The sequence below is a fragment of the Streptomyces sp. PKU-EA00015 genome (genome assembly GCF_013387495.1).
In the GTDB taxonomy this organism is placed as follows: domain Bacteria; phylum Actinomycetota; class Actinomycetes; order Streptomycetales; family Streptomycetaceae; genus Streptomyces.
On record NZ_JABZEE010000002.1, the window covers coordinates 122119 to 149055 of the forward strand.

The 26937-nt window shown below is 71.7% G+C and carries 22 protein-coding genes; 10 read left to right on the forward strand and 12 right to left on the reverse strand.

Annotated elements, in window-relative coordinates; genetic code table 11:
- Nucleotide 1: 1 nt before the first annotated feature.
- Nucleotides 2–1294 (forward strand): hypothetical protein, encoded by a 1293-nt coding sequence (locus tag HW130_RS02245; RefSeq protein WP_309140292.1) that lies wholly within the window; start codon nt 2–4, stop codon nt 1292–1294.
- 189 nt (nt 1295–1483) lie between these two features.
- On the opposite strand, the gene pyk is transcribed toward HW130_RS02245, so the two are convergent.
- From pyk to pta, 3 genes are all read right to left on the reverse strand, one after another.
- The gene (gene pyk, locus HW130_RS02250; protein WP_177147640.1) at nt 1484–2914 is read right to left on the reverse strand and encodes a pyruvate kinase; all 1431 of its coding nucleotides are present in this window, start codon (nt 2912–2914) and stop codon (nt 1484–1486) included.
- A gap of 74 nt (nt 2915–2988) precedes the next feature.
- Nucleotides 2989–4209, reverse strand: coding sequence for an acetate kinase (locus HW130_RS02255; protein ID WP_177147641.1), 1221 nt, complete (start codon nt 4207–4209; stop codon nt 2989–2991).
- Complete coding sequence (gene pta / locus HW130_RS02260; protein ID WP_177147642.1) at nt 4206–6299, reverse strand: phosphate acetyltransferase; 2094 nt, start codon at nt 6297–6299, stop codon at nt 4206–4208. The genes HW130_RS02255 and pta overlap by 4 nt, the downstream gene beginning before the upstream one ends.
- A 264-nt stretch (nt 6300–6563) precedes the next feature.
- On the opposite strand from pta, the gene HW130_RS02265 reads away from it, so the two are divergent.
- The 4 genes from HW130_RS02265 to HW130_RS02280 all read left to right on the forward strand — a co-directional run bounded on the left by HW130_RS02265 (nt 6564) and on the right by HW130_RS02280 (nt 12108).
- Entirely contained in the window at nt 6564–7589 is a 1026-nt protein-coding gene (locus tag HW130_RS02265; RefSeq protein ID WP_177147643.1) for an ATP-dependent 6-phosphofructokinase, read from the forward strand.
- A gap of 252 nt (nt 7590–7841) precedes the next feature.
- A complete protein-coding gene (locus HW130_RS02270; protein WP_177147644.1) occupies nt 7842–8894 on the forward strand; it encodes an XRE family transcriptional regulator in 1053 nt (350 codons plus the stop codon).
- A gap of 492 nt (nt 8895–9386) precedes the next feature.
- Nucleotides 9387–10937, forward strand: coding sequence for a M4 family metallopeptidase (locus tag HW130_RS02275; protein ID WP_177147846.1), 1551 nt, complete (start codon nt 9387–9389; stop codon nt 10935–10937).
- Nucleotides 10938–11133: 196 nt separating this feature from the next.
- Entirely contained in the window at nt 11134–12108 is a 975-nt protein-coding gene (locus HW130_RS02280; RefSeq protein ID WP_177147645.1) for a helix-turn-helix transcriptional regulator, read from the forward strand.
- 22 nt (nt 12109–12130) lie between these two features.
- Here HW130_RS02280 and HW130_RS02285 read toward each other — a convergent pair whose 3' ends face one another.
- The 6 genes from HW130_RS02285 to HW130_RS02310 form a co-directional block, all read right to left on the reverse strand.
- A complete protein-coding gene (locus HW130_RS02285; RefSeq protein ID WP_256355806.1) occupies nt 12131–12742 on the reverse strand; it encodes a helix-turn-helix domain-containing protein in 612 nt (203 codons plus the stop codon).
- A 218-nt stretch (nt 12743–12960) separates the two neighbouring features.
- Nucleotides 12961–13797: a carbohydrate ABC transporter permease gene (locus HW130_RS02290; protein WP_256355783.1), complete on the reverse strand. Its 837-nt coding sequence runs from the start codon at nt 13795–13797 to the stop codon at nt 12961–12963.
- Complete coding sequence (locus HW130_RS02295; protein ID WP_177147647.1) at nt 13797–14663, reverse strand: carbohydrate ABC transporter permease; 867 nt, start codon at nt 14661–14663, stop codon at nt 13797–13799. Before HW130_RS02295 ends, HW130_RS02290 begins: the two co-directional genes overlap by 1 nt.
- Before the next feature lie 7 nt (nt 14664–14670).
- On the reverse strand, nt 14671–16029 hold the full coding sequence (locus HW130_RS02300; protein ID WP_177147648.1) for an ABC transporter substrate-binding protein: 1359 nt from the start codon (nt 16027–16029) through the stop codon (nt 14671–14673).
- 143 nt (nt 16030–16172) lie between these two features.
- Entirely contained in the window at nt 16173–16853 is a 681-nt protein-coding gene (locus tag HW130_RS02305; protein WP_177147649.1) for a response regulator, read from the reverse strand.
- A gap of 355 nt (nt 16854–17208) precedes the next feature.
- Nucleotides 17209–18870 carry a sensor histidine kinase gene (locus tag HW130_RS02310; protein WP_177147650.1) on the reverse strand — a complete coding sequence of 554 codons (1662 nt, stop codon included), beginning with the start codon at nt 18868–18870 and terminating at the stop codon, nt 17209–17211.
- Nucleotides 18871–18966: 96 nt separating this feature from the next.
- Between HW130_RS02310 and HW130_RS02315 the strand changes: the two genes are divergently transcribed.
- Nucleotides 18967–20358, forward strand: a complete 1392-nt coding sequence (locus HW130_RS02315) for a cation:dicarboxylate symporter family transporter (protein WP_218183033.1) — start codon at nt 18967–18969, stop codon at nt 20356–20358.
- Between the two features lie 219 nt (nt 20359–20577).
- On the opposite strand, the gene HW130_RS02320 is transcribed toward HW130_RS02315, so the two are convergent.
- Together HW130_RS02320 and HW130_RS02325 are read right to left on the reverse strand one after the other, a co-directional pair.
- Nucleotides 20578–21456: an aldo/keto reductase gene (locus HW130_RS02320; protein ID WP_177147651.1), complete on the reverse strand. Its 879-nt coding sequence runs from the start codon at nt 21454–21456 to the stop codon at nt 20578–20580.
- On the reverse strand, nt 21453–22373 hold the full coding sequence (locus HW130_RS02325) for an NAD-dependent epimerase/dehydratase family protein (RefSeq protein WP_177147652.1): 921 nt from the start codon (nt 22371–22373) through the stop codon (nt 21453–21455). Before HW130_RS02325 ends, HW130_RS02320 begins: the two co-directional genes overlap by 4 nt.
- Nucleotides 22374–22457: 84 nt before the next feature.
- Here HW130_RS02325 and HW130_RS02330 point away from each other — a divergent pair, with 84 nt between their 5' ends.
- Genes HW130_RS02330 through HW130_RS02340 form a run of 3 tightly spaced genes read left to right on the forward strand, consistent with a single transcriptional unit; the run spans nt 22458 to nt 23766 of the window.
- Nucleotides 22458–22979 (forward strand): Lrp/AsnC family transcriptional regulator, encoded by a 522-nt coding sequence (locus HW130_RS02330; RefSeq protein WP_177147653.1) that lies wholly within the window; start codon nt 22458–22460, stop codon nt 22977–22979.
- Between the two features lie 52 nt (nt 22980–23031).
- Nucleotides 23032–23424, forward strand: coding sequence for a MerR family transcriptional regulator (locus tag HW130_RS02335; RefSeq protein WP_177147654.1), 393 nt, complete (start codon nt 23032–23034; stop codon nt 23422–23424).
- Nucleotides 23425–23427: 3 nt separating this feature from the next.
- The gene (locus HW130_RS02340) at nt 23428–23766 is read left to right on the forward strand and encodes a co-chaperone YbbN (protein ID WP_218183034.1); all 339 of its coding nucleotides are present in this window, start codon (nt 23428–23430) and stop codon (nt 23764–23766) included.
- An 82-nt stretch (nt 23767–23848) separates the two neighbouring features.
- On the opposite strand, the gene HW130_RS02345 is transcribed toward HW130_RS02340, so the two are convergent.
- Nucleotides 23849–24496, reverse strand: coding sequence for a DUF6817 domain-containing protein (locus HW130_RS02345; protein ID WP_256355784.1), 648 nt, complete (start codon nt 24494–24496; stop codon nt 23849–23851).
- Between the two features lie 141 nt (nt 24497–24637).
- On the opposite strand from HW130_RS02345, the gene HW130_RS02350 reads away from it, so the two are divergent.
- The gene (locus HW130_RS02350) at nt 24638–26905 is read left to right on the forward strand and encodes an ATP-binding domain-containing protein (protein ID WP_177147655.1); all 2268 of its coding nucleotides are present in this window, start codon (nt 24638–24640) and stop codon (nt 26903–26905) included.
- Nucleotides 26906–26937: the final 32 nt, after the last annotated feature.

A 26937-nucleotide genomic window follows, 5' to 3' on the forward strand; every position in this document is an offset into this window, starting at 1 on the left:
CGTGACACCACCGCTGACCGCGGGCGCGGGCGGCGACGGTTCGCGCGAGAGGAAAGGGCCGCGGCACGCCGCCCCCAAGAAGTCGCTGCTGACCAGGATGCAGCTGCCCGCGAGCAAGGCCATAGCCCTGGCCGCGATGCCCACCGCCGTGTTCGTGGGCATGGGCCTCACCCCCAAGCTGGCGCTCGCCGACGACAAGGACATCCCGTTCGCGCCCGGTCCGTGCGTGACCCGCTCGGACGAGCCGGCGGAGTCCGAGTCCCCGTCGCCCTCCGAGTCGGCGAAGCCGTCCGAGACGCCGTCGCCCTCCGAGAGCGCGAAGCCGGAGCCGACGCCGAGCGACACGTCCCTCACGGACGTCCTGAAGCCGAAGCCGTCCGAGAGCCCGTCCGCGGACACGGCCGACAAGACCGCGGAGGCCGTGTCACCGGAGCCGACTCCGAGCGAGACCAGGAACCCGCTGGACCCGCTGGGCGTGGGCGACGCGCTCAAGGACCTGTTCGACGGCCCCGACATGGAGCCGGAGACCAGCCCGACGCCGACGCCGACGCCGACGCCAACTGAGAGTGCGAGCACCGAGCCGGCCGACGAGCCCTCCGAGACGCCGTCCGTGACGCCGTCCGAGACGCCGACGGAGAAGCCCGCCGACGCCGTGGGCGACGTGGTGGACGACACGGTCGACACGTCCAAGGAAGCGATCAAGGACGCCGCCGACAAGGTCGGCGCGACGGTCGAGGAGCTGGACGAGGACGCCAAGGGGCTCGACCCGAAGGCTGACGAGGACATCCCGGACGGCGCCAAGCCGCGCTTCCCGTGCCCGACCCCGGACCCGGAGGCGCTCGCCGCCGCGGAGCTGGAACCGGGCCGTCCGCTGCTCCCGGACGAGCCGTGGATCCTGGAGAGCACCCGGCTCACCCTGAACGGCCTGGACTACCACGGCATCGTCGAGGTCAGGACGGGCAGCGGAAAGATCAAGAAGGTCCTGAAGTTCACGGCGACGGGCGTCGACATCAAGGACCTGCACCAGCTGGTGCAAGGCCCGAACGGCACGATCGCGCACGTCGAGGCCGACAAGGGCTCCACCTCGACGATCCGCGACGGCGAGGTCACGATGTACACCGAGGAGCTGAAGGGCAACCTCTTCGGTCTCATCCCGGTGACGTTCAGCCCGGAGACACCGCCGCCGCTGAATGTCCCGTTCGCCGTCTTCACCGACGTGAAGGTCACGCAGGCCGGCCAGTTCGGCGGCACGCTGACGGTCCCAGGACTGCACAACTACTTCACGGGCGCGTAGAGCGACCCGAGAGGACCGGAACCACCGGGAGCCGCGAAAAGAACTGCGGGCCGCACCCCTTCGGGGGTGCGGCCCGCAGTGCGTCCGGGTGCGCCGCGTCGACGAGCGGGACGGCCAGGCCTTCGTGAACGCCGCGCAGCAGGGGCCCCCGGTGTTCCCACCGGAGGCCGCCCGTCGAGCGAGGGAGTGTCAGGACTTCGACTGACCGCCCAAGTGGTGCACCCGGACCATGTTCGTCGTGCCCGGGACGCCCGGAGGGGAGCCCGCGGTGATGATCATGGTGTCGCCCTCGTTGTAGCGCTGGAGCTTCAGCAGTGCCGCGTCCACCAGGTCCACCATCGCGTCCGTCGTCTCCACGAACGGCGCCAGGAAGGACTCCACGCCCCAGCTCAGCGACAGCTGGTTGCGGGTGGACTCGTCCGTCGTGAAGGCCATGATCGGCTGGGACGCGCGGTAGCGGGACAGGCGGCGGGCCGTGTCGCCTGACTTGGTGAAGGCCACCAGCGCCTTGCCGTCCAGGAAGTCCGCGATCTCGCACGCCGCGCGGGCCACCGAACCGCCCTGGGTGCGCGGCTTCTTGCCCGGGACCAGCGGCTGGAGGCCCTTGGAGATCAGTTCCTCCTCCGCGGCAACGACGATCTTCGACATCGTCCGGACCGTCTCGATCGGGTACGCGCCGACCGAGGACTCCGCGGAGAGCATGACCGCGTCCGCGCCGTCCAGGATCGCGTTGGCCACGTCGGACGCCTCGGCGCGGGTGGGACGGGAGTTGGTGATCATCGACTCCATCATCTGGGTCGCCACGATCACCGGCTTGGCGTTGCGGCGGCACATCTCGATGAGCCGCTTCTGCACCATCGGGACCCGCTCGAGGGGGTACTCGACGGCCAGGTCGCCGCGCGCCACCATCACGCCGTCGAACGCCATCACGACGTCCTGCATGTTGGCGACGGCCTGCGGCTTCTCCACCTTGGCGATGACCGGGACCCGGCGGCCCTCCTCGTCCATCACCTTGTGGACGTCCTTGACGTCGCTCGCGTCGCGGACGAACGAGAGCGCCACCAGGTCGCAGCCCATGCGGAGCGCGAAGCGCAGGTCCTCGACGTCCTTCTCGGACAGGGCAGGGACGTTGACCGCCGCGCCGGGCAGGTTGATGCCCTTGTGGTCGGAGATCACGCCGCCCTCGACGACGATCGTCTTGACCCGCTGCCCGTCGACCTCGACGACGCGCAGCTCGACGTTGCCGTCGTTGATCAGGACCTGGTCGCCCTTGGAGACGTCTCCGGGCAGGCCCTTGTACGTGGTACCGCAGATCGACTTGTCGCCGGGGACGTCCTCGGTGGTGATGGTGAACTCGTCGCCGCGGACCAGCTCGACCGGTCCCTCGGCGAAGGTCTCCAGGCGGATCTTGGGACCCTGGAGGTCGGCCAGCACGCCGACGGCGTGTCCCGTCTCCTCGCACGCCTGACGCAGGCGGTGATACCGCTCCTCGTGCTCAGCGTGGGTCCCGTGGCTCATGTTGAAACGGGCCACGTTCATGCCGGCCTCGATGAGCGCTTTCAGCTGCTCGTAGGAGTCGACGGCGGGGCCCAGTGTGCAGACGATTTTGGAACGGCGCATAAGGCGGATCCTATCGGTTTGTTTCCCTGCGGAATATTCCGTCTGGTGGAATGTACAAATGGGCGCCATGCCGCTCAGGCGTTCACCCTTTCTCGCACCAGTTCGAAGGTCTGTCGGGCGATCTCCAGCTCCTCGTCGGTCGGGACCACGGCCACGGCGACCCGTGCGCCCCGCGGCGAGATCAGCCGCGCCTCGTCCGAGCGCACGGCGTTCAGCCCGGCGTCCAGCGCGAGGCCCAGCTGCTCCAGGCCGGCGATCGCAGCCTCCCGCACCGGCGCGGCGTTCTCACCGACGCCGGCCGTGAAAGCGACCGCGTCCACCCGGCCGAGTACCGCGTAGTACGCCCCGATGTACTTCTTCAGCCGGTGGACGTAAATGTCGAACGCCAGCTTGGCCCGTTCGTCGCCCGCGTCGACACGGCGGCGGATCTCCCGCATGTCGTTGTCCCCGCAAAGGCCCACCAGGCCGCTCTTCTTGTTGAGCAGGACGTCGATCTCGTCGGCCGACATTCCCGCCACCCGCATGAGGTGGAACGTCACCGCCGGGTCGATGTCCCCGGAGCGCGTACCCATCACGAGCCCTTCCAAGGGGGTCAGCCCCATCGAGGTGTCCACGCAGCGGCCGCCCGCCACCGCGGAGGCGGACGCGCCGTTGCCGAGGTGCAGCACGATGACATTCACCTCGGACGGGTCCTTGCCCAGCAACGCCGCCGTCGCCCGCGACACGTAGGCGTGCGAGGTGCCGTGGAAGCCGTAGCGGCGGATCCGGTGGGCGTCGGCCGTCTCGACGTCGATGGCGTACCGGGCGGCCGGCTCGGGCATCGTCGTGTGGAACGCGGTGTCGAACACCGCGACCTGCGGCAGGTCCGGCCGCAGCGCCTGCGCGGTACGGATGCCGGTGATGTTCGCCGGGTTGTGCAGCGGGGCGACCGGGACCAGACGCTCGATCTCCGCCATCACCTCGTCCGTGATCACGGTCGGCTCGGTGAACCGCAGGCCGCCGTGCACCACCCGGTGGCCGATCGCCGCCAGCTCGGGGGAGTCCAGGCCGAGACCGTCGTGCGCCAGCTCGTCGGCGACCGCCTTCAGCGCGGCCGAGTGGTCGGCGATCGCGCCCGTGCGCTCCCGCCTCTCGCCGCCGGCCAGGGGGGTGTGCACCAGGCGTGAGGTGGACTCGCCGATCCGCTCGACCAGGCCGACCGCCAGCCGGGTGCTGTCGCGCATGTCCAGCAGCTGGTACTTCACCGACGACGAGCCGGAGTTGAGGACGAGAACGCGGGTGGCGGTGCGGGTCATGCGGGAAGCTCCTGAGCCGTCGACGGGTCCTGGGACTGGATCGCGGTGATCGCGACCGTGTTGACGATGTCGCTGACGAGCGCGCCGCGCGACAGGTCGTTGACCGGCTTGCGCAGACCCTGCAGCACCGGGCCGACCGCCACGGCGCCGGCCGAGCGCTGGACGGCCTTGTACGTGTTGTTGCCCGTGTTCAGGTCGGGGAAGATCAGGACGGTCGCCCGGCCCGCCACCTCCGAGTCGGGCAGCTTCGTCGCCGCGACGGACGGCTCGACCGCCGCGTCGTACTGGATCGGGCCCTCGGTCCGCAGGTCGGGCCGGGACTCACGGACCAGCTTGGTCGCCTCGCGGACCTTGTCCACGTCCGCGCCCGAGCCCGACGTGCCCGTGGAGTACGACAGCATCGCGATGCGCGGCTCCACGCCGAAGCGGGCGGCCGTCGCCGCCGACTGGATCGCGATGTCCGCGAGCTGCTCGGCGTCCGGGTCGGGGTTGACCGCGCAGTCGCCGTACACGAGCACCCGGTCGGCCAGGCACATGAAGAAGACGGACGAGACGATCGACGCCTCGGGCTTGGTCTTGATGATCTCGAAGGCCGGGCGGATCGTCGCCGCGGTGGAGTGGACCGAACCCGACACCATGCCGTCGGCCAGGCCCTCGTCGACCATGAGCGTGCCGAAGTAGTTGACGTCCGCGACCACGTCGTACGCCAGCTCCACCGTCACGCCCCTGTGCGCGCGCAGCGCCGCGTACCGCTCGGCGAAGGTCTGGCGCAGCTCCGAGGTCTGCGGGTCGATCAGCTGGGCCGGCGCGAGGTCGATGCCGAGGTCGGCGGCCTTCTTGCGGATCTGCTCGGTGTCGCCGAGCAGCGTCAGGTCGCACACGTCGCGGCGGATCAGCACGTCGGCGGCGCGCAGCACCCGCTCCTCCGTGCCCTCGGGCAGTACGACGCAGCGGCGGTCGGCACGGGCCTGCTCCAGCAGCTCGTGCTCGAACATCATCGGCGTCACCCGGCCGCTGCGCGCGACCGCGAGCCGGGCCAGCAGGTCCGCGGTGTCCGCGTGGCGCTCGAACAGGCCCAGCGCGGTCTCCGCCTTGCGGGGCGTGGTGGCGCTCAACTTGCCCTCGAGAGCGAACAGTTCGCCGGCCGTGGGGAAGCTGTTGCCGGCGACCGACACCACCGGCGTGCCGGGGGCGAGGCGGGAGGCGAGGGTGAGGATCTCCTCGCTCGGGCGCTCGTTCAGGGTCAGCAGCACGCCGGCGATGGGCGGGGTGCCCGCGGAGTGGGCGGCGAGCGCGCCCACCACGAGGTCGGCGCGGTCGCCCGGCGTGACCACCATGCAGCCGGGCGTCAGGGCGCCGAGGAAGTTCGGCAGCATCGCGCCGCCGAAGACGAAGTCCAGGGCGTCGCGCGCGAGGCCGGAGTCGTCGCCGAGCAGCACGGTGCCGCCGAGGGCGTGCGTGATCTGGGAGACCGTGGGGGCGGCGAGCGCGGGCTCGTCGGGCAGCACGTAGCAGGGGACCGGGAGACGCGCGGCGAGCCGCTCGGCTATCGCGGCGCGGTCGCCGGGCACGACCCGGTTCGCGACCATGGCGAGGACGTTGCAGCCAAGTCCCTCGTAGGCGCGGTAGGCGTTGCGGGTCTCCGCCCGTACGGCCTCCGGGGTCTGGCCCTTGCCGCCGACCACCGCGATCACCGAGGCGCCGAACTCGTTCGCCAGCCGTGCGTTCAGCGCCAGCTCGTCCGGGAGCTGGGTGCCCGCGTAGTCCGTGCCGAGGACCAGGACCACCTCGTAGTCCCTGGCCACCCGCAGGAAGCGCTCGACCAGGGCGGAGACCAGCTCGTCGGTGCCCTTCTCGGCCTGCAGCGCCGCCGCCTCGTGGTAGTCGATGCCGTACACCGACGCCGGGTCCTGGGAGAGCCGGTAGCGCACCCGCAGCAGCTCGAAGAGCCGGTCGGGGCCGTCGTGGACGAGCGGGCGGAAGACGCCCACCCGGTCCACCTGGCGGGTCAGGAGCTCCATGACCCCCAGCTCGACCACCTGCCGTCCGTCTCCGCGGTCGATCCCGGTCACGTACACGCTGCGCGTCACGCGTGCTCTCCCGTCCATAGCGTCGTTCCGGTACGTCGTACCGGCCGTGCCGCGGGCGGGCGGCCGACCGGATGCGGGCGTGCAGAAAAACCGCCCGGGGCGGCATTGCCCTCTTGACAATACCCCTGAGGATGGATAGAGCGCCCGTCGGGCACCGTACGGCCCGGCCTTCCGGAGGCGGCTGGGAGCGCGCGGGCGGTTCGGGCACCGTGGGACAATCGGACCGGGCTCACACGTACCACGACGAGCAGGAGACACGGCACGATGCGTATCGGAGTTCTCACCGCAGGCGGCGACTGTCCTGGCCTGAACGCAGTGATCCGGTCGGTCGTACACCGCGCCCTGACCGGCCACGGCGACGAGGTCATCGGCTTCGAGGACGGCTTCCGTGGTCTGCTCGACGGCCACTACCGCCCCCTCGACCTCAATGCGGTGGGCGGCATCCTCGCGCGCGGCGGCACCATCCTCGGCTCCACCCGCCTGGAACGCGGCCGCCTGCGCGAAGCCGCCGAGAACGCGGCCGACTTGGCGAAGCAGTACGGCATCGACGCGCTCATCCCCATCGGCGGCGAGGGCACGCTCACCGCGTCCCGCCTGCTGTCGGAGGCCGGGATGCCCGTCGTGGGCGTCCCCAAGACGATCGACAACGACATCTCGTCCACCGACCGCACCTTCGGCTTCGACACCGCCGTCATGGTCGCCACCGAGGCCATCGACCGCCTCAAGACCACCGCCGAGTCGCACCAGCGCGTGATGGTGGTCGAGGTCATGGGCCGGCACGCGGGCTGGATCGCCCTGGAGTCGGGCATGGCGGGCGGTGCGCACGGCATCTGCCTGCCCGAGCGGCCCTTCGAGGTCGACGACCTGGTGAAGATGGTGGAGGAGCGCTTCGCGCGCGGCAAGAAGTTCGCGGTCGTCTGCGTCGCCGAGGGCGCGCACCCCGCCGAGGGGTCGATGGAGTACGCCAAGGGCGAGATCGACCAGTTCGGTCACGAGCGCTTCCAGGGCATCGGCAACCGGCTGGCCGCGGAGCTGGAGCGGCGCCTGGGCAAGGAGGCCAAGCCGGTCATCCTGGGCCATGTGCAGCGCGGCGGCACACCGACCGCGTACGACCGGGTCCTCGCCACCCGCTTCGGCTGGCACGCGGTGGAGGCGGCGCACCGTGGCGACTTCGGCAAGATGACGGCGCTGCGCGGCACGGACGTGGTGATGGTGCCGCTGGCCGACGCGGTCACGCGGCTGAAGACCGTGCCGGAGGACCGGGTGTTCGAGGCGGAGTCCGTCTTCTGAGCGGTCCGCCCCCGCTGTTCTCCGACGAGCGGCCCCGACCGTCCTTCCGCGGACGGTCGGGGCCGCTCGTGCTTCCCCCGCATCCCCCGTGATCCCCCGTTTCCCCCGTACGCCCCGGGTGGCCGCGCGGTCGGCGCGGAATCCGGTTGGCGCAGATCACTCTTGAGTTCCGCGGGCCTCGTCGCAAGGCTGTTCCCCGTCCGGGACATGTCCCACCCTGTCCCAGCTGGTGAGTCGGCAGAAGGAGAGCGGATGGCGGGGACCAGGAGCGGTGCTCCGGATCCGGAACGGGCCACCGACGCGGCCGAGTTCGTGGCCGCTCTGCAGGCGCTGAAGGACTGGTCGGGGCTGACGTATCGCGAACTGACGTCCCGCGCCGAGGCGGTGGGCGACGTGCTGCCGCGCTCCACGGTCGCCAACATGCTCGGCCGCGCCACGGTGCCGCGCGAGGAGCTGGTCGCCGCCTTCGTGCGGGCGTGCGGGTGCGACCCGGGCGACCTGGACACCTGGCTGCGGGTGCGCAAGGAGCTGGCCCGCGGGGAGCGGCAGGCCTCAGAGACACCGGACGCCGCCCCGTCCTGCGCCGACACGGCCGACGGCGAGGCCGTGGGCGGGGCCGCCCAGGCACCCGACAGCGCACCCGCCGCGCCCGCGTCCGCATCCGGTCCCTCCACGCCCAGGCCGCGCCGCCGGGCACGAGCCCTGCTGCCCGTCGCCGGGTTCCTGGTCGCGGCAGCGGCGGTGGCCGCGGCCGTCGTCCTTCCAGGCGACGGCGACGGCGACGAGGACGGACGCGGTCAGGGGCAGGGGAACGGCCGGCCCGTCGCCGCCGCGTCCGGGCCGGGGCCCGCGCCCGCTCCCGGGGCCGTGACGATCCGAGCCGTGCACTCGGGTCTCTGCCTCGCCGAGGACGGCGGCCAGAACGGTCAGTTGTACCAGCGAGCCTGCGCACCGGACTCGGTCCCGCGCTTCTCGCTCAAGCGGATCGAGGGCGGCTGGCGGCTGGTGACGTTCCACCAGAAGTTCGGTGAGGGCTGCACAGGCGTGCAGGACAAGTCGGTGTGGGACGGCGCCCCCGTCGAGGACCAGGAGTGCGGCAAGCGCGGCCCGGCCGAGGCGTTCCGGCTGGAGCCGGTCGGCAGCCCCGTCCGCGGATACCGGCTGCGGCCGCTCCACAGCGACCTGTGCGTCGGCGTGGAGGAGGGCACGAAGCGGGCGGGGGCACCGCTGCGGCAGCTCGCCTGTGCCGCTGACGCGAAGGGCCAGCTCTTCGCCTTCGACCGCAGGTCCTCGACGACGGGGTGAGAGGCCGCCCACCGGCGCGCGCACGTTCCGCGTGACGCACGTTCCTCCTGACGCACGTTCCGGGTGAACCGCGCCTTCCCGCTGTCGCCGTCAATTCACCTGAAACGGGCTTGAACGGCCCGTCGGCGGGCACCTCGGGCGGGCAAATCGGAAATCCCGCTGACGCGATTCGGCATGTCGGGTATACGACAGCCCTTCACTTGTCTGACCACTGTCATTCTCGCGCCGGTTGCTGGCAGTCTCGGCCGGGTTCCATCAGGCAGGCCGAACACCGCGCCCCGATCCGGCACTTCCTCCCCACGTCGTGCTCCGGGCCGCGGTACCGGTCTGCCCGCGAGCTCCTGACACCCCATCAGAGCGGCACCACCCTCGCCGCTCACCCCCCACCGGGCCGCGGACCCCGCGCGGCTCCCTGCCGAGGAGACCTGAGTGACACGCAGCACCACCCGCAGGGCGACCACCCGAGCCGCGGTTCTCGTGGCGTCGGCCGCGATGGTCGTCGTCGGTATGCAGACCGGTTCGGCGACCGCCCAGGCGGACCGGGCCGACGACGCGACGGCCACCGCCCAGGCGCCCGCCGACCGCGTCTTCGCCCTCAAGGAGGCGCAGGCCGGGGCCGGTGCCGAGGCGCATGCCCTCGGTCTCGGTGACAAGGAGAGGCTTGTCGTCCGCGATGTCGTCAAGGACGCCGACGGCACTGTGCACACGCGGTACGAGCGCACGTACGCCGGGCTGCCGGTCCTCGGCGGCGACCTCGTCGTCCACGAGAAGAAGAACGGCAAGCGCTCGGTCACCAAGGCGACCGCAGCCCGCATATCCGTGACCGGCACGGACGCGAAGGTCTCCGCGTCCGCCGCGGAGAAGTCCGCGCTGAAGGCCGCCGCGGCCGGGGACACCGACGAGGTCGCCGCCGAGGGCGCGCCGCGCAAGGTCGTCTGGGCGGCGTCCGGCAAGCCCGTACTGGCCTGGGAGACCGTCGTCACCGGCGTGCAGCACGACGGCACGCCGAGCGAGCGGCACGTCGTGACCGACGCGACCACCGGAGCGGAGCTGTTCTCCTACGAGACGGTCCACACCGGCACCGGCACCGGCGACTACAACGGCACCGTCCCGCTGACCACCACGCCGAACGGCAGCACCTTCGACCTGAAGGACGGCCAGCGCGGCGGCCACCGCACCTTCGACCTCAACGGCGGCACCTCGGGCACCGGCACCCTGTTCAACGACGCCGACGACGTCTGGGGCGGCGGCCGGCAGAACGCCGCGGTCGACGCGCACTACGGCGCCGCGGTCACCTGGGACTACTACAAGAACGTGCACGGCCGCAGCGGCATCAGGAACGACGGGGTCGCCGCGTACTCCCGGGTCCACTACGGCAACGCGTACGTCAACGCCTTCTGGTCGGACTCCTGCTTCTGCATGACCTACGGCGACGGCGCGAACAACACCAAGCCGCTCACCTCGCTCGACGTCGCCGCCCACGAGATGACCCACGGCGTCACCTCCAACACCGCCAGGCTCGTCTACCGCGGCGAGTCGGGCGGCCTGAACGAGGCCACCTCCGACATCTTCGGCGCCGCCGCCGAGTTCGCCGCGTCGAACACGGCCGACGCGGGCGACTACCTCATCGGCGAGAAGATCGACATCCGCGGCAACGGCACCCCGCTGCGCTACATGGACAAGCCCAGCAAGGACGGCAACTCCAAGGACTACTGGTACAGGGGCATCAACCGGATCGACGTCCACTACTCGTCCGGCCCCGCCAACCACTTCTTCTACCTGCTGTCCGAGGGCAGCGGTGCCAAGACGATCAACGGCGTGAGCTACGACAGCCCGACCTACGACGGCAAGGCCGTCAGCGGCATCGGCCGCGACAAGGCCGAGCGGATCTGGTACAAGGCGCTCACCGCGTACATGACCTCCACCACGGACTACGCGGGCGCCCGCACCGCCACCCTGTCGGCCGCGACCGACCTGTACGGCGCGAGCAGCGCCGAGTACCAGGCAGTGAACGCCGCCTGGGCCGGGGTCAACGTCAAGTGACCACCCGCTGATCGAGCGGGGCGACACCGTCGCCCCGGGCCGTGCCGTACCGCCGCTCCACCGGCGGTGCGGCACGGCTTGTCTTCGCCTTTGGCAAGGCGCCCGCAAAAACTGTGGTTCCCCTCACCGCGCTCCGGCTGGGCCTCTGAGATCATCCCTTGCGCCGAACGCAACGGGCCGAGGGGAGCTGACTGTCATGGCGGAGCGGGTAAGAGGCAAGGGCCGCGTCCTCCCGGTCGACGACCCCGTCGCGGAGGAGGTCTACGCCGAGCTCGCCCGGTCGCCCTGGCTGGAGATCGCGGAGCTCGCCGCCCTGACCTCCCTCACCGAGCAGGAGACCGACGAGGCGCTCGGCCGCCTGGTGGACATGGGGGCCGCGGAGCACGCCGCCGGGGTGCCGCTGAAGGTGGTCGTCCTGCCGCCGAGCGCGGTCGCAGCCGAGTGGGTGCGCCGGCTGGAGGACCAGGTGATCCAGTCGCACCAGGCCGTCGAGTCGCTCACCCAGGAGTACCTCGCCGCACGTGGCGCGGGCAGCGCGTCGCGGATACGGGCCGTGTCCGCCGAGGAGATGCTGCACCTCTTCGAGACCGGCCAGGAGAACTGCCGCAGCAGCGTGCGGGGGATAGCGGCGCCGCCCTTCGCGGCGGTGATCGGCACCAACGACGAGCGTCAGCTGCGGCGGATGAGCCAGGGCATCTCGTACCGGACGGTCTACGCGGCCGAGGCGCTGAACAACCCGGCCGCCCGCACGAGCATGCTCCACATGCTCGCGCACGGCGAGGAGGGGCGTTTCATCGCCAGGACCCCGATGAAACTCGTCGTCTTCGACGAGGATCTCGCCCTGGTGCCGGTGGTGTCGCGGACCCGGACCGCCGAGTCCCTGGTGATCGGCCGCTCCGACCTGCTCGACGGGTTCCTCAGCCTCTTCGAGACCGTCTGGGAGATGGCGATGCCGCTGGGTGTCGAGGGCACGGTCGACACCGATCTGGGGGACGACGAACGGGAGTTGCTGTACCTGATGGCCGCGGGATCGACCGATCTGCGCATCGCCCGCCACTTCGGGGTCTCATCGCGCACGGTCGAACGCCGGATCAAGACGGTGCTCGAACGGCTGGGCGCCACGAGCCGGTTCCAGGCCGGTGCGCTGGCCGCCCGCCGCGGCTGGCTGTGACCCCCGCCCGCGCCGGCCGTGGTCAGCCGCCGGACAGGGCCCAGAAGTGGTCCACGATGCTCTCCAGGAAGTCACGGCCGGGCTCGCCCGTGTCCCTCGACGTCTCGCCCCAGCTCAGGGTCGCCATCATCCGGGACTGGTAGTCGGCGTGCAGCCGCTGGAGCACGGCCTCCAGGTGGCCGCGGTCCAGCGGGAGCATCTTGCCGACCGGACGGACGTACGCCTGCCAGCGCGCGGTCACCGCGCTGCGCAGGAGCTCCGCCAGCTCCTCGTCGCGGCCCGTGGCGGCCAGCAGCGCACGCGGGGTCAGGCGCAGGGTCTCGGCGAGCGCAGCGGTCTGGCGCTCGTTGCCGCGCCAGCGGCCCGATTCCTCCATCCTCTGGTACACGGCGGTGTCGAGACCGACCCGGCGGGCGAGGTCGTCGGTCGCCATGCCGCGCGCGATGCGGTGCTCGCGCAGGGTCGTCGCGGCCGCGAGCAGTTCGCCGGGGGAGCACCACAGGACGCCCGCGAGGGCGGTCAGTTCGCGGGTGCCGGGCGTCGCGAGCCCGCGTTCCCAGGCCATGACCGTGTCCGGCGAGACGTGGAGTCCGTACTGGGCCCGCAGTCCGTAGGCGACATGACCGGGCGCCATCCCCAGGGCCTCGCGGAGTCGGCGCGCGGCGGGGGCGTTGAAGGGTGGGGAAGGGGTGTGCTGCACGGGCACAACGTACGGGGAAGTGAACGCCGGCGACTACGGTGCGTTCCCCTCAAGCTACATGTCGTAGGAATCTCCGAGCTGATCCACAGCCGTGGACGTACGCCGGAGCTACCGAAGGGTACCGGCGTATCCGGGTGGCCCCGGGCCCGGCGTCACCCCTTGACCGCGCCGCCGAGGGCGAACCCGCCGCCGAGCCTGCGCGCGATCAGCACGTACAGGACCAGCACCGGCGCCGAGTACAGCAGCGAGAACGCCGCCAGCTGACCGTAGACCACGGAGCCGTAGTTGCCGAAGAACGTGAAGATCGAAACGGACGCGGGCAGTTGGTCGGGGGACAGGATCAGCATGAAGGGGACGAAGAAGTTCCCCCACAGCATGATGAACGTGTAGATCGACACCACCGTCACGCCGGGGCCCATCAGCGGCAGCACCACCCGGGTCAGGGTCTGCAGGTTCGACGCGCCGTCCGTCCAGGCCGCCTCCTCCAGCACCACCGGCACGCCGTCCATGAAGTTCTTCATCAGCCAGATGGCGAAAGGGAGTTGGGACGCGGCGAGGAACAGCGCCGTACCGTACGTCGTGTCGATCAGGTTCACCTGCACGAACAGCCCGTACACCGGGACCATGATCGCGGTGATCGGCACGCACGTCGTGAAGAGGATCGTGAGCAGATACGGGCGGGTGAACCGCGAGCGGTGCCGCGAGAGCGGATACGCGGCGAGCGCCGCGCACACCACCGACACCACGGTCGCCCCTCCGCACAGCACCAGGCTGTTGAGCATCGGCGTGAACGTGATCTCGTCCGTGAGCACCGCGTCGAAGTTCTCCGTCGTCGGCGACGCCGGAATCCGTACGCGCAGGTCGGCGTCCGCGTCCACCGACGCCAGCAGCAGCCACACCAGCGGCAGGGCGAAGGCCGCCGCTGTCAGCAGCAGTGCGCCGTTCGCCGCGAGGCGGGCGCGGGTGGTACGGCGCATCACGGCCCGCATCACACCTCCACCTTCATCAGACGCAGGTACACCACCGAGAACAGCGCCCCGACCAGCAGAAGCAGCAGCGCCACCGCCGTGCCGTAGCCGATCAGGGACTTGAGGAACGCCTGGTCGTACATGAACACCGGCAGCGTCTGGCTGCGGTTGCCCGGGCCGCCGCGGGTCATCGCCCAGATCAGCCCGAAGACGGACAGCGTGGAGAGGGTGTTGAGCATCAGGTTGGTGCCGATGGAGCGGCGGATCATCGGCAGCGTCACGTGCCAGACGCGGCGCGGGCCGCTCGCCCCGTCGACCTCGGCCGCCTCCGTGATGTCACGCGGGATCTCGGCCAGTGCGGCGGAGTAGATGAGCATCGAGAAGGCGGTGCCCCGCCAGACGTTGGCGAACGACACGGCCAGGATCGGCAGCGTGAACAGCCAGTTCTGCGAGGGGAGCTGGAGCCAGTCCAGCATCGCGTTGAGCGTGCCCTCACGCCGGAAGAAGGTGTACAGCAGGAACGCCGCGACGATCTCCGGCAGCACCCATGCCGTGATCACCACAACGCCCGTGAGCGTGCGCACCGGACGCGACGCGACGCGCATCAGACCGGCCAGCGCCAGGCCCAGCGTGTTCTGGCCGACGATCGCCGAGACGAACGTGAAGACGAGCGTGAGCCACACCGCGTTGCGGAAGCCGTCGTCGGCCAAGGCCCGCCGGAAGTTCGCGAGGCCCACGAAGCCCGCGCCCGACTGGCCGGTGAGCTGCGTGTTCGTGAAGGCGATCCACACGCAGTAGGCGATGGGGCCCGCGAGGAACAGCAGCAGGAGGACGGTGGCGGGGGCGAGCGGGGCCCACCGCCACCGTCCCGTCCGGGACGCGCTCACCGGCCGCTCACCGGGAGACGACCGCGCCGTCGGCGATGGTCCTCAGCTGCTCGTCGTAGGCCTTCGCCGCGTCGGCCGGCGACGCGTCACCCGTGGTCACCTTCTCCATGGCCTCGCCGATCGCCGTCGACACCTGCGGGTAGACGGGCAGCGCCGGCCGGTAGTGGGTGTGGCGCACCAGGCCGGTGAAGAAGTCGATGCCCGGCATGGACTTCAGATACCGGGGATCGGCGGCGACGTCCTCGCGCACCGCGATCTGCGCGCCGACCACGCACCACTCGGTCGCGTTCTCCTTCGACTGCAGCGTCCTGATGAACTCGAAGGCCAGATCGGGGTTCTGGGCCTTCGCCGGGATCGACCAGGCCCAGCCGCCGGACATCGAGACCTTGCCCGGAGCCTGGCCGTTTTGCGTCGGCATGGGCGCCTGCGCCAGCTTCTCGCTCCACTCCGGCCACTCCTTGGGGCCCTCGTTCACCCAGTTCTGGCCCATCCACGAGCCGTCGAGGGAGATCGCCAGCTTCCCCTCGGGGAACAACTCGGTGGCGACCCGCGTGCCGATGTTCGGGTCGAGGGCGTCGGACACGTCCGGACCGAGCTTCTCCTTGTACACCGTGCTCACGAAGCCGAGGGCGTCCTCGAACCCCTTGCCGCCCGCCACCCACTTCTTGGCCGACGAGTCGTAGAGAGGGTCCTCGCCCGTGCCGTAGAGCAGCATCTCGAAGCCCTGCATGACCGCCGCCTCGCCGGGGCCCTTGCCGGTGTAGACGTTGATCGGGATGACGCCGGGGACCTTCTTCTTGACCGTACGGGCCGCGTCCAGGACCTCCGCCCAGTTCTTCGGCGCCCAGTCGGCCGGCAGCCCGGCCTCGGCGAAGATCTCCTTGTTGAACCACAGCCCGCGGGTGTCGGTGCCGTCCGGCACCCCGTACGTCTTGCCGTCCTCCGCCTTCGCCGCGGCCTTCGCGGTGTCCACGAAGCGGTCCCACTGGTCCCACTCGGCCAGATAGTCGTCCAGCGGCTTCAAGTAGCCCGCCTTGATGTCGGAGTTGATGCGGAAGGTGTCCTCGTAGACCAGGTCGGGCGCGGTCTTGGGGGAGCGCATCATCTGCTGCGCCTTGGTGGCGTAGTCGTTGTCCGGGGCCTGGATCGGGATCAGCTTGACCTTCTTGCCCGGATGCTCCTTCTCGAACTGCTCCTTGGCCGCCTCCAGATAGGCGTCCTTGAAGCGGATCTTGTTGTCGGTGGACCGGTTGTAGGCGACCTCGACGGTGTCCGGATCGGCGCCGGAGCCGCTGCCGCATGCGGTGAGGCTCGCCGCGAGGGCGGTGACGGCGGTGATGAGGATCAGTGGGGCGGTGGGGCGCACGGGCACGACCTCCTCTGAGCCGGGGGAGCCGGGCGCCGGACTGGCGGCGCGGGGCTGCGGGCTGCTGTCCGTGACGGTATGACCGGTCTGTTGACAAAATCAATCCCCGTGCAGAGCACGGGAATTGAGGCCCGTGGCGGTGCTCAGTGCCGGGCGCTGACCCAGCGGTACTGGAGCTCCGGGCGGCCGATCTGGCCGTACTGGGGGCTGCGGACGGCCCGCCCGGCCATGACCAGATGCTCCAGGTAACGGCGGGCCGTGATCCGGGAGATGCCGACGGCCGCGGCGGCCTCGGTGGCGGTCAGCCCCTCGCCGGAGTCGCGCAGAGTACGGGTGACCGCCTCCAGGGTGGGCGCGCTCAGGCCCTTGGGGAGCGTCGTCGCGTTGCGCGGCGCGCGCAGTGCGGACAGGGCGCGGTCGACCTCCTCCTGGCCGCTGGCCTCTCCGGCGGCGGCCCGGAACTCGGCGTAGCGGCCGAGGCGGTCGCGGAGGGTGGCGAACGTGAACGGCTTCAGCACGTACTGCACGACCCCGAGCGCCACGCCCTCCCGGACGATGGCGAGGTCGCGGGCGGAGGTCACGGCGATGACGTCGGTGGAGTGTCCGGCGGCGCGCAGGGACCGTACGAGATGCAGGCCGTGCCCGTCGGGCAGGTACAGGTCGAGCAGCAGGAGGTCGACCTCGGCCCGCTCCAGCGCGCGCACGGCCTCGGCACGGGAGTGCGCGATCCCCACGACGACGAACCCGGGCACGCGCCCGACGTAGAGCGCGTGCGCGTCCGCGGCGACGGGGTCGTCTTCGACGACCAGCACCCGGATGGTCACGGACGCACCTCCCGGGCTCGGGCCACCCCGGAGCCGACGCGCCCCGCGGGCAGGCCGTGTGGGCCGGCCACGGGCAGGCGCCCCGCCGACGGAGCGTACGGGCCGGACCGCGTCCCTGGGCCAACTGCGGTCCTGCGCCCGCGGGAGACGCCTGCTGTCCTGCGCCCGCGCGAGACGTCCACGGTCGGCTGCAGGGTGCGGGCGTCCGGCCTTCGGCCGGGGCGGGTGGCCTCGGTCCGTGCCTGCGGGGTGCTGTGGCGCGGGGAGGCTGCGCGGGCCCGGGGCGCACGGTCGGGACCGGTGCTCGTGGACCGTGGCCGCGGGGCGGGCGGCGTCGCCGGCGCGTACAGGGGCGTCATGGGCGGGGCTCCGGGGTCAGGGGAAGACGGACCGTGAATATCGCTCCGCCTTCCGGAGCGCGCGTGAGCGTGATCGTGCCATGGCCGCGGTGGACCGCCTGGCGGACCAGCGCCAGGCCGATGCCCCGGCCGGGGCCGTGCGTCGACCAGCCGCGGCGGAAGACGTCGTCGACGGACTCGGGTTCGACACCGGGACCGGTGTCGGCGACGCGCAGCAGCAGCTCGTCCCGTTCGGCCCGCGCCGTCACGGTGACGCGTGCGCGGACGCCGCCCGGCGGGGGCGGCGCGACCCGCAGGTCGTCGCGGGGCTCGGCGGGGCCGGCCGGCACCAGGGCGCCGACGCCGGCCGCCGCGTCGACGGCGTTGTCGACCAGGTTGCCCAGGATCGTCACCAGGTCCCTCGACGGCAGCGACGCCGGCAGGACGCCGTCGTCGATACGGCTGTCCTCGGTGAGGACCAGCTCCACACCCCGCTCGTTCGCCTGCGCCGCCTTGCCGAGCAGCAGCGCCGCGAGGACCGGTTCGCCGACCGCGCCCACCACCCGGTCGGTCAGTGCCTGCGCCAGTTCCAGTTCCGCCGTCGCGAAGTCGACCGCCTCGTCCGCGCGGCCCAGCTCGATCAGCGACACCACCGTGTGCAGCCGGTTCGCCGCCTCGTGGGCCTGCGAGCGCAGGGCCTGCGAGAAGCCGCGCTCCGAGTCGAGCTCGCCCGAGAGCGCCTGGAGCTCCGTGTGGTCGCGCAGGGTCACCACCGTGCCCCGCTTCTCGCCGCCGACGACCGGCTGCGTGTTCACCACGACCACCCGGTCCGCCGTCAGGTGCACCTCGTCGACCCGGGGCTCGGACGCCAGCAGCGCACCCGTGAGCGGGGCGGGCAGGCCGAGGTCCGCCACCGGGCGGCCCACGGCGTCGTCGCCGAGCCCCAGCAGCTCCCGCGCCCCGTCGTTGACGAGTGCGATGCGCCGGGAGCCGTCGAGCATGATCAGACCCTCGCGCACCGCGTGCAGCGCGGCCTGGTGGTAGTCGTGCATCCGCCCCAGCTCCGCCGCGTTCATGCCGTGCGTGTGCCGGCGCAGCCTGGCGTTGATCACGTACGTGCCGACGCCGCCGAGCGCGAGCGCCCCGCCCGCCATCACGAGCAGTGCCGTGACCTGCTTGGCCACCTGCTCGCTGATCTCCTCGATCGTGATGCCGGCGCTGACGAGCGCGACGACCTTCCCGTCGTCGCGGACCGGCGCCACGGTGCGCACGGAGAGCCCCAGCGTGCCCGTGTACCGCTCGCTGTAGATCTCGCCGCGCAGCGCCGGCTCGATGTGGCCGAGGTACGTCCGCCCTATCTCGCCCGGCTCCGGGTGGGTCCAGCGCCGCCCCTGCGGATCCATGATCACGACGAAGTCCATGCCCGCGTCCTTGCGCAGGGCCTCCGCGTACGGCTGGAGCGCCGCCGACGGGTCGTCCGAGCGGACCGCCTGGACGACCGACGGGGACCGCGCCGCGGCCGCGGCGGTCGCGCTGGTCTGCAGCCGGGCCGACTCCTCGGCCTGGGAGCGGTCGGTGAAGTACGCGAAGAGCGCGCAGCCCGCGACGATCGCGGCGACCAGCACGACCTGCATCGCGAAGAGCTGGCCCGCGAGGCTGCGGGGGCGGGGAATGCGCATGCGTTCAGTCTGCCTGGCCGGATTTGTGTGAACGAAACGAACGCAAGGGTGACCGGGGTCACAGGGCTGGTGGATATTCACGGCATCCATCGGGACATGGACGCACAGGAAATCGAGGAGGACCCCGTGGCCACAGGAGCCGTCAGGCGGGACCGTACCCACTATCTCTACATCGCCGTGATCATCGCGGTCGCGCTCGGCATCGCCGTCGGCCTGGTCGCTCCCGACTTCGCCGTGGAGCTCAAGCCGATCGGCACCGGGTTCGTGAACCTGATCAAGATGATGATCTCGCCGATCATCTTCTGCACCATCGTGCTGGGCATCGGCTCCGTGCGGAAGGCCGCCAAGGTCGGCGCGGTCGGCGGCATCGCGCTCGGCTACTTCGTGGTGATGTCGCTGGTCGCCCTGGGGATCGGCCTGGTCGTCGGCAACATCCTGGACCCCGGTTCGAGCCTCGCGGTGACCGACGCGGTCAAGGAAGTGGGCCAGGAGCAGGTCTCCGCCGAGGCCAAGGACACGACCGAGTTCCTGCTCGGGATCATCCCGACCACGATCGTCTCCGCCTTCACCGGCGGTGAGGTCCTGCAGACCCTCCTCGTCGCCCTGCTCGCGGGCTTCGCGCTCCAGGCCATGGGCCCGGCCGGCGCCCCGGTGCTGCGCGGCATCGAGCACATCCAGCGGCTCGTCTTCCGCATCCTGGCGATGGTCATGTGGGCCGCGCCCGTCGGTGCGTTCGGCGCGATCGCCGCGGTGACCGGTTCGGCCGGTCTCGACGCGCTCAAGAGCCTCGCCGTGCTGATGCTCGGCTTCTACGTGACCTGTTTCCTGTTCGTCGTCATCGTGCTCGGCGCGCTGCTGCGGGTCGTCGCGGGCCTCAACATCCTCTCGCTCTTCAAGTACCTGGGCCGCGAGTTCCTGTTGATCCTCTCCACCTCCTCCTCCGAGTCCGCCCTCCCGCGGCTGATCGCGAAGATGGAGCACCTGGGCGTGAGCAAGCCGGTCGTCGGCATCACCGTCCCGACCGGATACTCCTTCAACCTCGACGGCACCATGATCTACATGACCATGGCCTCGCTCTTCATCGCCGACGCCATGGGCAGCCCGATGTCGATCGGCGAGCAGATCGCGCTCCTGCTGTTCCTCTTCGTCGCGTCGAAGGGAGCGGCGGGTGTCACGGGCGCCGGTCTGGCGACGCTGGCGGGCGGTCTGCAGTCGCACCGGCCGGAGCTGGTCGACGGTGTGGGCCTGATCGTCGGCATCGACCGCTTCATGAGCGAGGCCCGCGCCCTGACGAACTTCGCGGGCAACGCCGTGGCGACGGTGCTCATCGGCACCTGGACCAAGGAGATCGACAAGGGGCAGGTGCACGAGGTCCTCTCGGGACGTCTGCCGTTCGACGAGAAGACCCTGCTGGACGACCACGCGGTCGCGGAGCAGGCCGGGGTGCCGGCGCCGCGCGACGACGAGCGCGAGCCGGTGAAGGTCTGACCCCTACCGCCCACCGGCGGGGGTGACGACCGTCGCCACCGCCACCGGCGGAGCTCCGCTCCCGCCACCGTCACCGGAGTGCGCCGGGCCCCACCCCCTCGGGCCCGGCGCACACCGCTGACCGGCCGTGGCGCAGCCGCCTCGAACGTGACCGGCCCTCGCGGAACCGCCCCGAACGCCGTTGATCCGGCCGGAGCCGGAGCCGCCGCCGTTCCGTGTTCACGCGTCCAGCGCCGCCAGCTCCTCATCCGTCAGCTCCAGTCCGGCCGCCGCCGCGGAGTCCGTGACGGTGGCCGGGCGGCTCGCCCCGGGGATGGGCACGACCGTGGGCGACTTCGCCAGCAGCCAGGCCAGCGCGACCTGTTGCGGGCTGACCCCGCGCTCGCGCGCCACGGTGTGGAAGGCTGCGTACGGGCTCGCCGCCGCGAGTGGCGACGGGCCGTCCAGGGAACTGCGCGAGATCCCGCCGAGCGGGCTCCAGGGCAGGAACGCCAGCCCCAGGTCCGCGCACAGGCGCAGCTCGGGTTCGCTGTCGCGCACCTCGGGCGAGTAGCGGTTCTGCACGGACACCAGGCGGTCGCCCAGCATGTCGTGCGCGAGGGCGATCTGCTCGGAGTCGGCGTTGGAGATGCCCGCGTACCGGATCGTCCCCTCCTCCAGCAGGTCCCGCAGCGCGCCGACGGATTCGGCGTACGGGACCGCCGGGTCCGGCTTGTGCAGCTGGTACAGCCCGACGGCGGGGCCGCCCAGCCGGGCGAGCGAGGCCCGCGCGGCCCGCTTGATGTGCCGCGGATCCCCGTCGACCGTCCAGCCCCCGTCGGCCGTGCGCCCCCGGCCGCCCTTGGTGGCGACGAGCACGCCGTCGGTGTCCCCGCCGTACGAGGCGAGCGCGCGGGCCACGAGCCGTTCGCCGGTCCCCGGTTCGCCGCCGGGCACGTGGTACGAGTCGGCCGTGTCGATCAGGGTGACGCCCGCGTCGAGCGCCGCGTGGACGGTGGCGACGGCCCGCCGTTCGTCGGGGTGACCCTCGATGGACAGGGGCATGGCCCCGTACCCGATGGCGCCGACCCGGAGATCGCCGAGCATGCGGTGCCTCATCGCCGGGCCTCCCCGTCTCCCCCGCGCGCGCCGAGCGTCTCGGCGACGGCCCGGCCGAGCCAGTCGGAGGTGTGGCCGAACGCGAAGCCGAGTGCGGTGGCGCGGGCGTTGTCCATTGCGTAGGAGCGGGCGAAGGAGAACGGGGACGTCTCGCCGACCTCCACCGTCGTGAATTGCGCCTCGGCGCCCGTGAGACGGCCGATCGCCGCGCAGATGCCGGCAGTTGTGAGCGGTCCGTGGGAATTCGCGTTCACGGGGCCCGTGAAGTCCTGGCCGGCCGCCCAGAGGAGGAAGTCGGCGATCTCCTCGACGTGAATGTAGGTCGCCGGCTGGTTCCGCGCGGACACCGCGACGGGCCTGCCCGCACGCATCAATGACGCGTAGTGCTCCAGTCTCCCGGTGAAGTCGTCGGCCCCGCCCAGCACATGGGCGGTCCGCACGGACACCCAGTCGAACCCGTCGCCGGCCGCGAAGACGGCCTCCGCCTGCCGCTTCCCCTCGCCGTAGTGCCCGTCCCGGAAATCCGCGTCGTCCCACCGGGCCGTGAGGTCGACGGGCACGCTCAGCGGGTCGACGGCGGCCTCGCCGACCGGCGCGGCCGAGTCCTCGTACTCGTAGACCTCCACGGTGGACGTCATGACATAGCGGCCGGTGCGGCCCGCGAACACCCGGCGGGCGACGTCCGCCTGGCGCGGGGTGTAGCAGACCTGGTCGATCACCACGTCGAATGCGCGCGGGCCGACCGCGGTCCGCAGAGCGTGCTCGTCGTCGCGGTCGGCCCGCAACGCCGTCACGCCCGCGGGCGGTGCGGAGGAACCGCGATTCAGCACGGTGACCCGGTCACCGGAATTCAGCAGCCGGGATATCAGCCGCTTTCCGAAATACCGATTTCCCCCGATGACCAGTACGTCCCTCATCCGACCGGATCCTCTTTTCCTGTCGCCGATTTCCTTGTGGGACACCAGTGTTATGTTTGCGGGCCGCGTGATGAAGGGGGAGACATGGGAGATCCGGCCACCGCGCCGAAAGAACCACGGCATCCGAGGGCCGTCGCCGGGGAAACGTCGGTGGCCGCTCTGGATGCCGTCGACCGGCACATCCTGGAGATCCTCCAGAGGGACGGTCGCGTCAAGCTCAGCGAGCTCGGACGCCGGGTCCGGCTGAGCCCGGCTGCGGTCACCGAGCGGGTCCGCAGGCTGGAGGCGTCCGGGGTGATCACGGGCTACGGGGCGCACGTCTCGCCCGCCCGGCTGGGACACGGCATCCAGGCGTTCATCCGCGTGAATCCCCACGGCGGCCACAATTTCAAGCACCCGAGGACGCTGGAGCTGCTGGAGCGCCCGGAGGTGATCGAGGCGCACCACGTCGTCGGCGAGGACTGCTGGATCCTCAAGGTCGCCGTCAGCGACACGGTCCACCTGGAGGACGTGCTGGAACAGGTCTCGGCGCTCGGCCGCACGACGACGTCGATCGTGCTGACCTCCCCGCTGGAGCGCAAGCCGCTGCTGCCGCACGGCGGTTGAGCGGCCGTCGGCCGTTGCCTTGACGTCGGCGTCAAGGATTACGGTCGGGGGCATGCGAATCGGCGAGCTTGCGGAGCGGGCCGGCACGACCACCCGCACTCTGCGCTACTACGAGTCCCGCGGGCTCCTGCCCGCCCGGCGCGCGGTGAACGGCTACCGCACCTACGACGAGGACGACCTGCGGCTGCTCCGGCAGATCCGGACCCTGCAGGACTTCGGGTTCGACCTGGAGGAGACCCGGCCGTTCGTCGAATGCCTGCGCGCCGGGCACCCGGCGGGGGACTCCTGCCCCGCCTCGCTCGCCGTCTACCGGGCCAAGCTCGCCGAGCTGGACGCGCTCATCGACCAGTTGAGCTCGGTGCGCGCCCAGGTCGGCGCGCAGTTGCTGCGCGCCGAGGCGCAGCAACAGGCCGGCCCGGAACCCAGATGCGAATTCGGAGGCTGATCGATGATTCTGGCCAAGGACGTGGCCGTGGTGACGGACGCGGATTTCGACGCCGAGGTGCTGGGCGCCGACCTCCCGGTCCTGGTGGAGTTCGGCGCCAACTGGTGCGGTCCGTGCCGGCAGCTCGCGCCCGTGCTGAGCGCGGTGTCCCGTCAGGAGGCCGACCGCCTGAAGGTCGTGCAGATCGACGCGGACGCCAACCCGGAGACGGTGACCCGCTACGGGGTGCTCTCGCTGCCGACGCTGCTGGTGTTCAGCAACGGCGAACCGGTCGGCTCGATGGTCGGCGCCCGCCCCAGGCGCCGGCTCCTCGAGGAACTGGAGGACGTGCTCACGCGCTGACGAGCGCGCCTGCGGGGCGACGGTCCTCGCCGCCCCGTGCGGCAACCGCGAACGGCCGGGACGCAAGTCCCGGCCGTTGCCGTCATCCGTCTCCACGCCCGGCATCGTGACGGGTGGGTTCCTGGCCCGTGGGGACGCCCTCGGCGGGGGAGTCGGAGCGGCGCTCCTCGCCGTGCGGGGTGAGGATCTCTTGGGCGTCCTCGTACGCCGCTTGCGACAGCAGCGGACGCCATGCGGTGAACAGCCGCAGCAGTCCGCCGCCGTGCTCGGCCCGTATCGCGTCGTTCACCGCCGCGAGGTCCAGCTCGTTCGCCGCCGTCAGTTCGGCGAAGTCCCGCAGCCGCGCGGGCGCGGGCGCGGACGTGCGGCCCGTGAAACGGTCGCGGAAGAGCGCGCCGGGCTGCGCCAGGGTCCCGTAGGACGCCTCGCGGTCGCAGCTCGCGTAGAAGTGCACGACCTCCTCCGCCTCGGCGCCGATCACGGCGGCCAGTTCCCCGCGCCGCTCCCGTGGCAGCAGCGACGCGGCGAAGCCGTCGGTGCCGTAGAAGGCGTGGCACAGTCCCGCCAGCCGCAGCGCGGGGCGCGCACCCCAGCCGGCGAGGCGCTGCTCGACCCGCTCCAGGTGAGCCAGGAGGGTGCCTCCCGGGTGGCCGAGGTCCGCCGCGCCGTGCCGTCGCAGCAGCGCCGTCGCCGCGGTGACGCCCGCCGATATGTCCGTCGGTGTGTCCATGGGCAGAAAAATACCCCGACCGAATTGACGGCCGGGGGCTTTCTCTGCGTATATTGAATGTTTCCGAGTTTGCCTGCCTCAGGGCGCAGAGATAAACGCGGAGAAGTTCATTGGTGACACCATATCGCGTCAGGAGCTGAATTGTCAACCGAGGAATTGCAGAACGAGCAGCAATTCATCACCGGGCTCTACGAGCGTCTCGACGCGCTGCGCGAGGAGGCGGAAGGGGCCATCGCGACCACGTTGAGGCAGGCCAGCACCGGACTCGCCCAGTCCCGCGTGGAACGGGACGTGAGCGTCGCCGAACACGGTGCGCACCTCTCCGCGCTCAATGCGGTCGACAACGGTCTGTGTTTCGGCCGCATCGATCTCAAGGACGGCACACGTCATCACATCGGCAGAATCGGAATGCGCAAGGACGATCCGCAGCGCACTCCAATGCTCATCGACTGGCGCGCGCCCGTCGCACGGCCCTTTTACCTCGCCACCGGCCACGAGGCGATGGGGCTCAGCAGGCGGCGGCACATCAGCACCCGGGGCCGGACCGTCACCGCGCTGCACGACGAGATCCTCGACCTCGCGGACACCACCCGCACCGGCTACGAGGCGCACGACGCCGACGAGGTGCTGCTCGCCGCGCTCGGCGCCGCACGCACCGGGCGCATGGCCGACATCGTGCAGACCATCCAGGCCGAGCAGGACCGCATCATCCGTGCCCCGCGCCACGGCGTGCTCGTCGTCGAGGGCGGACCCGGCACGGGGAAGACCGCGGTCGCCCTGCACCGGGCCGCGTACCTCCTCTACGCCCACCGCGAGCAGCTCGCCCGCCGCGCCGTCCTGATCGTCGGCCCCAACCCCGCCTTCCTCGGCTACATCGGCGAGGTGCTGCCCTCCCTCGGCGAGACCGGCGTCCTGCTGTCCACGATGGGCGAGCTGTTCCCCGGCGTGCACGCCACCGGGACCGACACCCCCGAGGCCGCCGCCGTCAAGGGCGCGGCCCGGATGGCGGACGTCCTCGCCCGTGTCGTCGCCGGCCGGCAGACGCTGCCCGAGACCCTGCCGAGGGCCACCGGCGAGGACGGCGGCACCCTGCCCGAACCCGCCCTGGAAATCGACCACGCCGGGTACGGGACGCTGCTGCTGCACCGGGAGATGGCGTACGAGGCCCGCGACCGGGCACGGGACACCGGACTCCCGCACAACCTGGCCCGCCCCCACTTCGCCTTCCGCGTCATCGACGCGCTGACCGAGCAGCTCGCGGACCGGCTCGGCGCGGACCCGTACGGCGGCGAGAACCTGCTGGGACCCGACGACATCGCCCAGCTCGGCAAGGAGATCGCCACCAGCGCCGAGGTTCACGCGGCCATCGACACGCTGTGGCCCCCGCTCACGCCGCAGCAGCTGGTCGCCGGCTTCCTCGCCGAGCCGGAGCCCTACCTGGCCCCCGAGGACGCGGCGGCCGTCCGGCGCGCCGGAGGTCCCTGGACGCCTGCCGACGTGCCGCTCCTCGACGAGGCAGCCGAGCTCCTCGGCGTCGACGACAGCGCGGAGCGGGCCGCGGCCGAGGCCGAGCGCCAGGACCGGATCGCCTACGCGCAGGGCGTGCTGGAGCTGTCGCACGGCTCGCAGACCTACGAGTTCGAGGACGAGGAGTCCGAGGTGCTCGCCGCGCACGACATCATCGACGCCGAGCGCATGGCCGAGCGCCACGAGGAGGCCGACCACCGCAGCGCGGCCGCCCGCGCCGCCGCCGACCGCACCTGGGCGTTCGGGCACATCATCGTCGACGAGGCGCAGGAGCTGTCCGCGATGGCGTGGCGGCTGCTGATGCGCCGCTGCCCGACCCGGTCGATGACCCTGGTCGGCGACCCGGCGCAGACCGGCGACGCGGCGGGCTGCGGATCGTGGCGGGAGATCCTGGAGCCGTACGTCGGCGACCGTTTCGAGCACACCCGGCTGGGCGTCAACTACCGCACACCCGCCGAGGTCATGGCGCTCGCGGCCGAGGTGCGGCGCGCCGAGGACCCGGCCTTCGAGCCGCCGCGCTCGGTGCGCTCCACCGGCGTCGACCCCTGGCAGGTCGTCGTCGCCCCGGACGAACTCGCCCGCACCGTGGCCGCGCACGTCGCCCGCGCGCCGCACGAGGGGCGGCTCGCGGTGATCGCGCCCGCCGCGCTGCACACCGTGCTCGCCGCCGAACTGCCGGAAGTGACCGCGGGCGAGGAGCCGGACCTCACCCGGCCCGTCGTGCTGCTCGACCCGAAGGCGGCGAAGGGGCTGGAGTTCGACACGGTGATCGTGGTCGAGCCCGGCCTCATCCGCTCGGGCTCCACGCGCGGCGTGAACGACCTCTACGTCGCCTGCACCCGCGCCACCCAGAGGCTCGGCCTGGTGAGCACCGGCGCGTAGGTCCTCTCAGGGCGCGCGAGCCCGGCAGGATC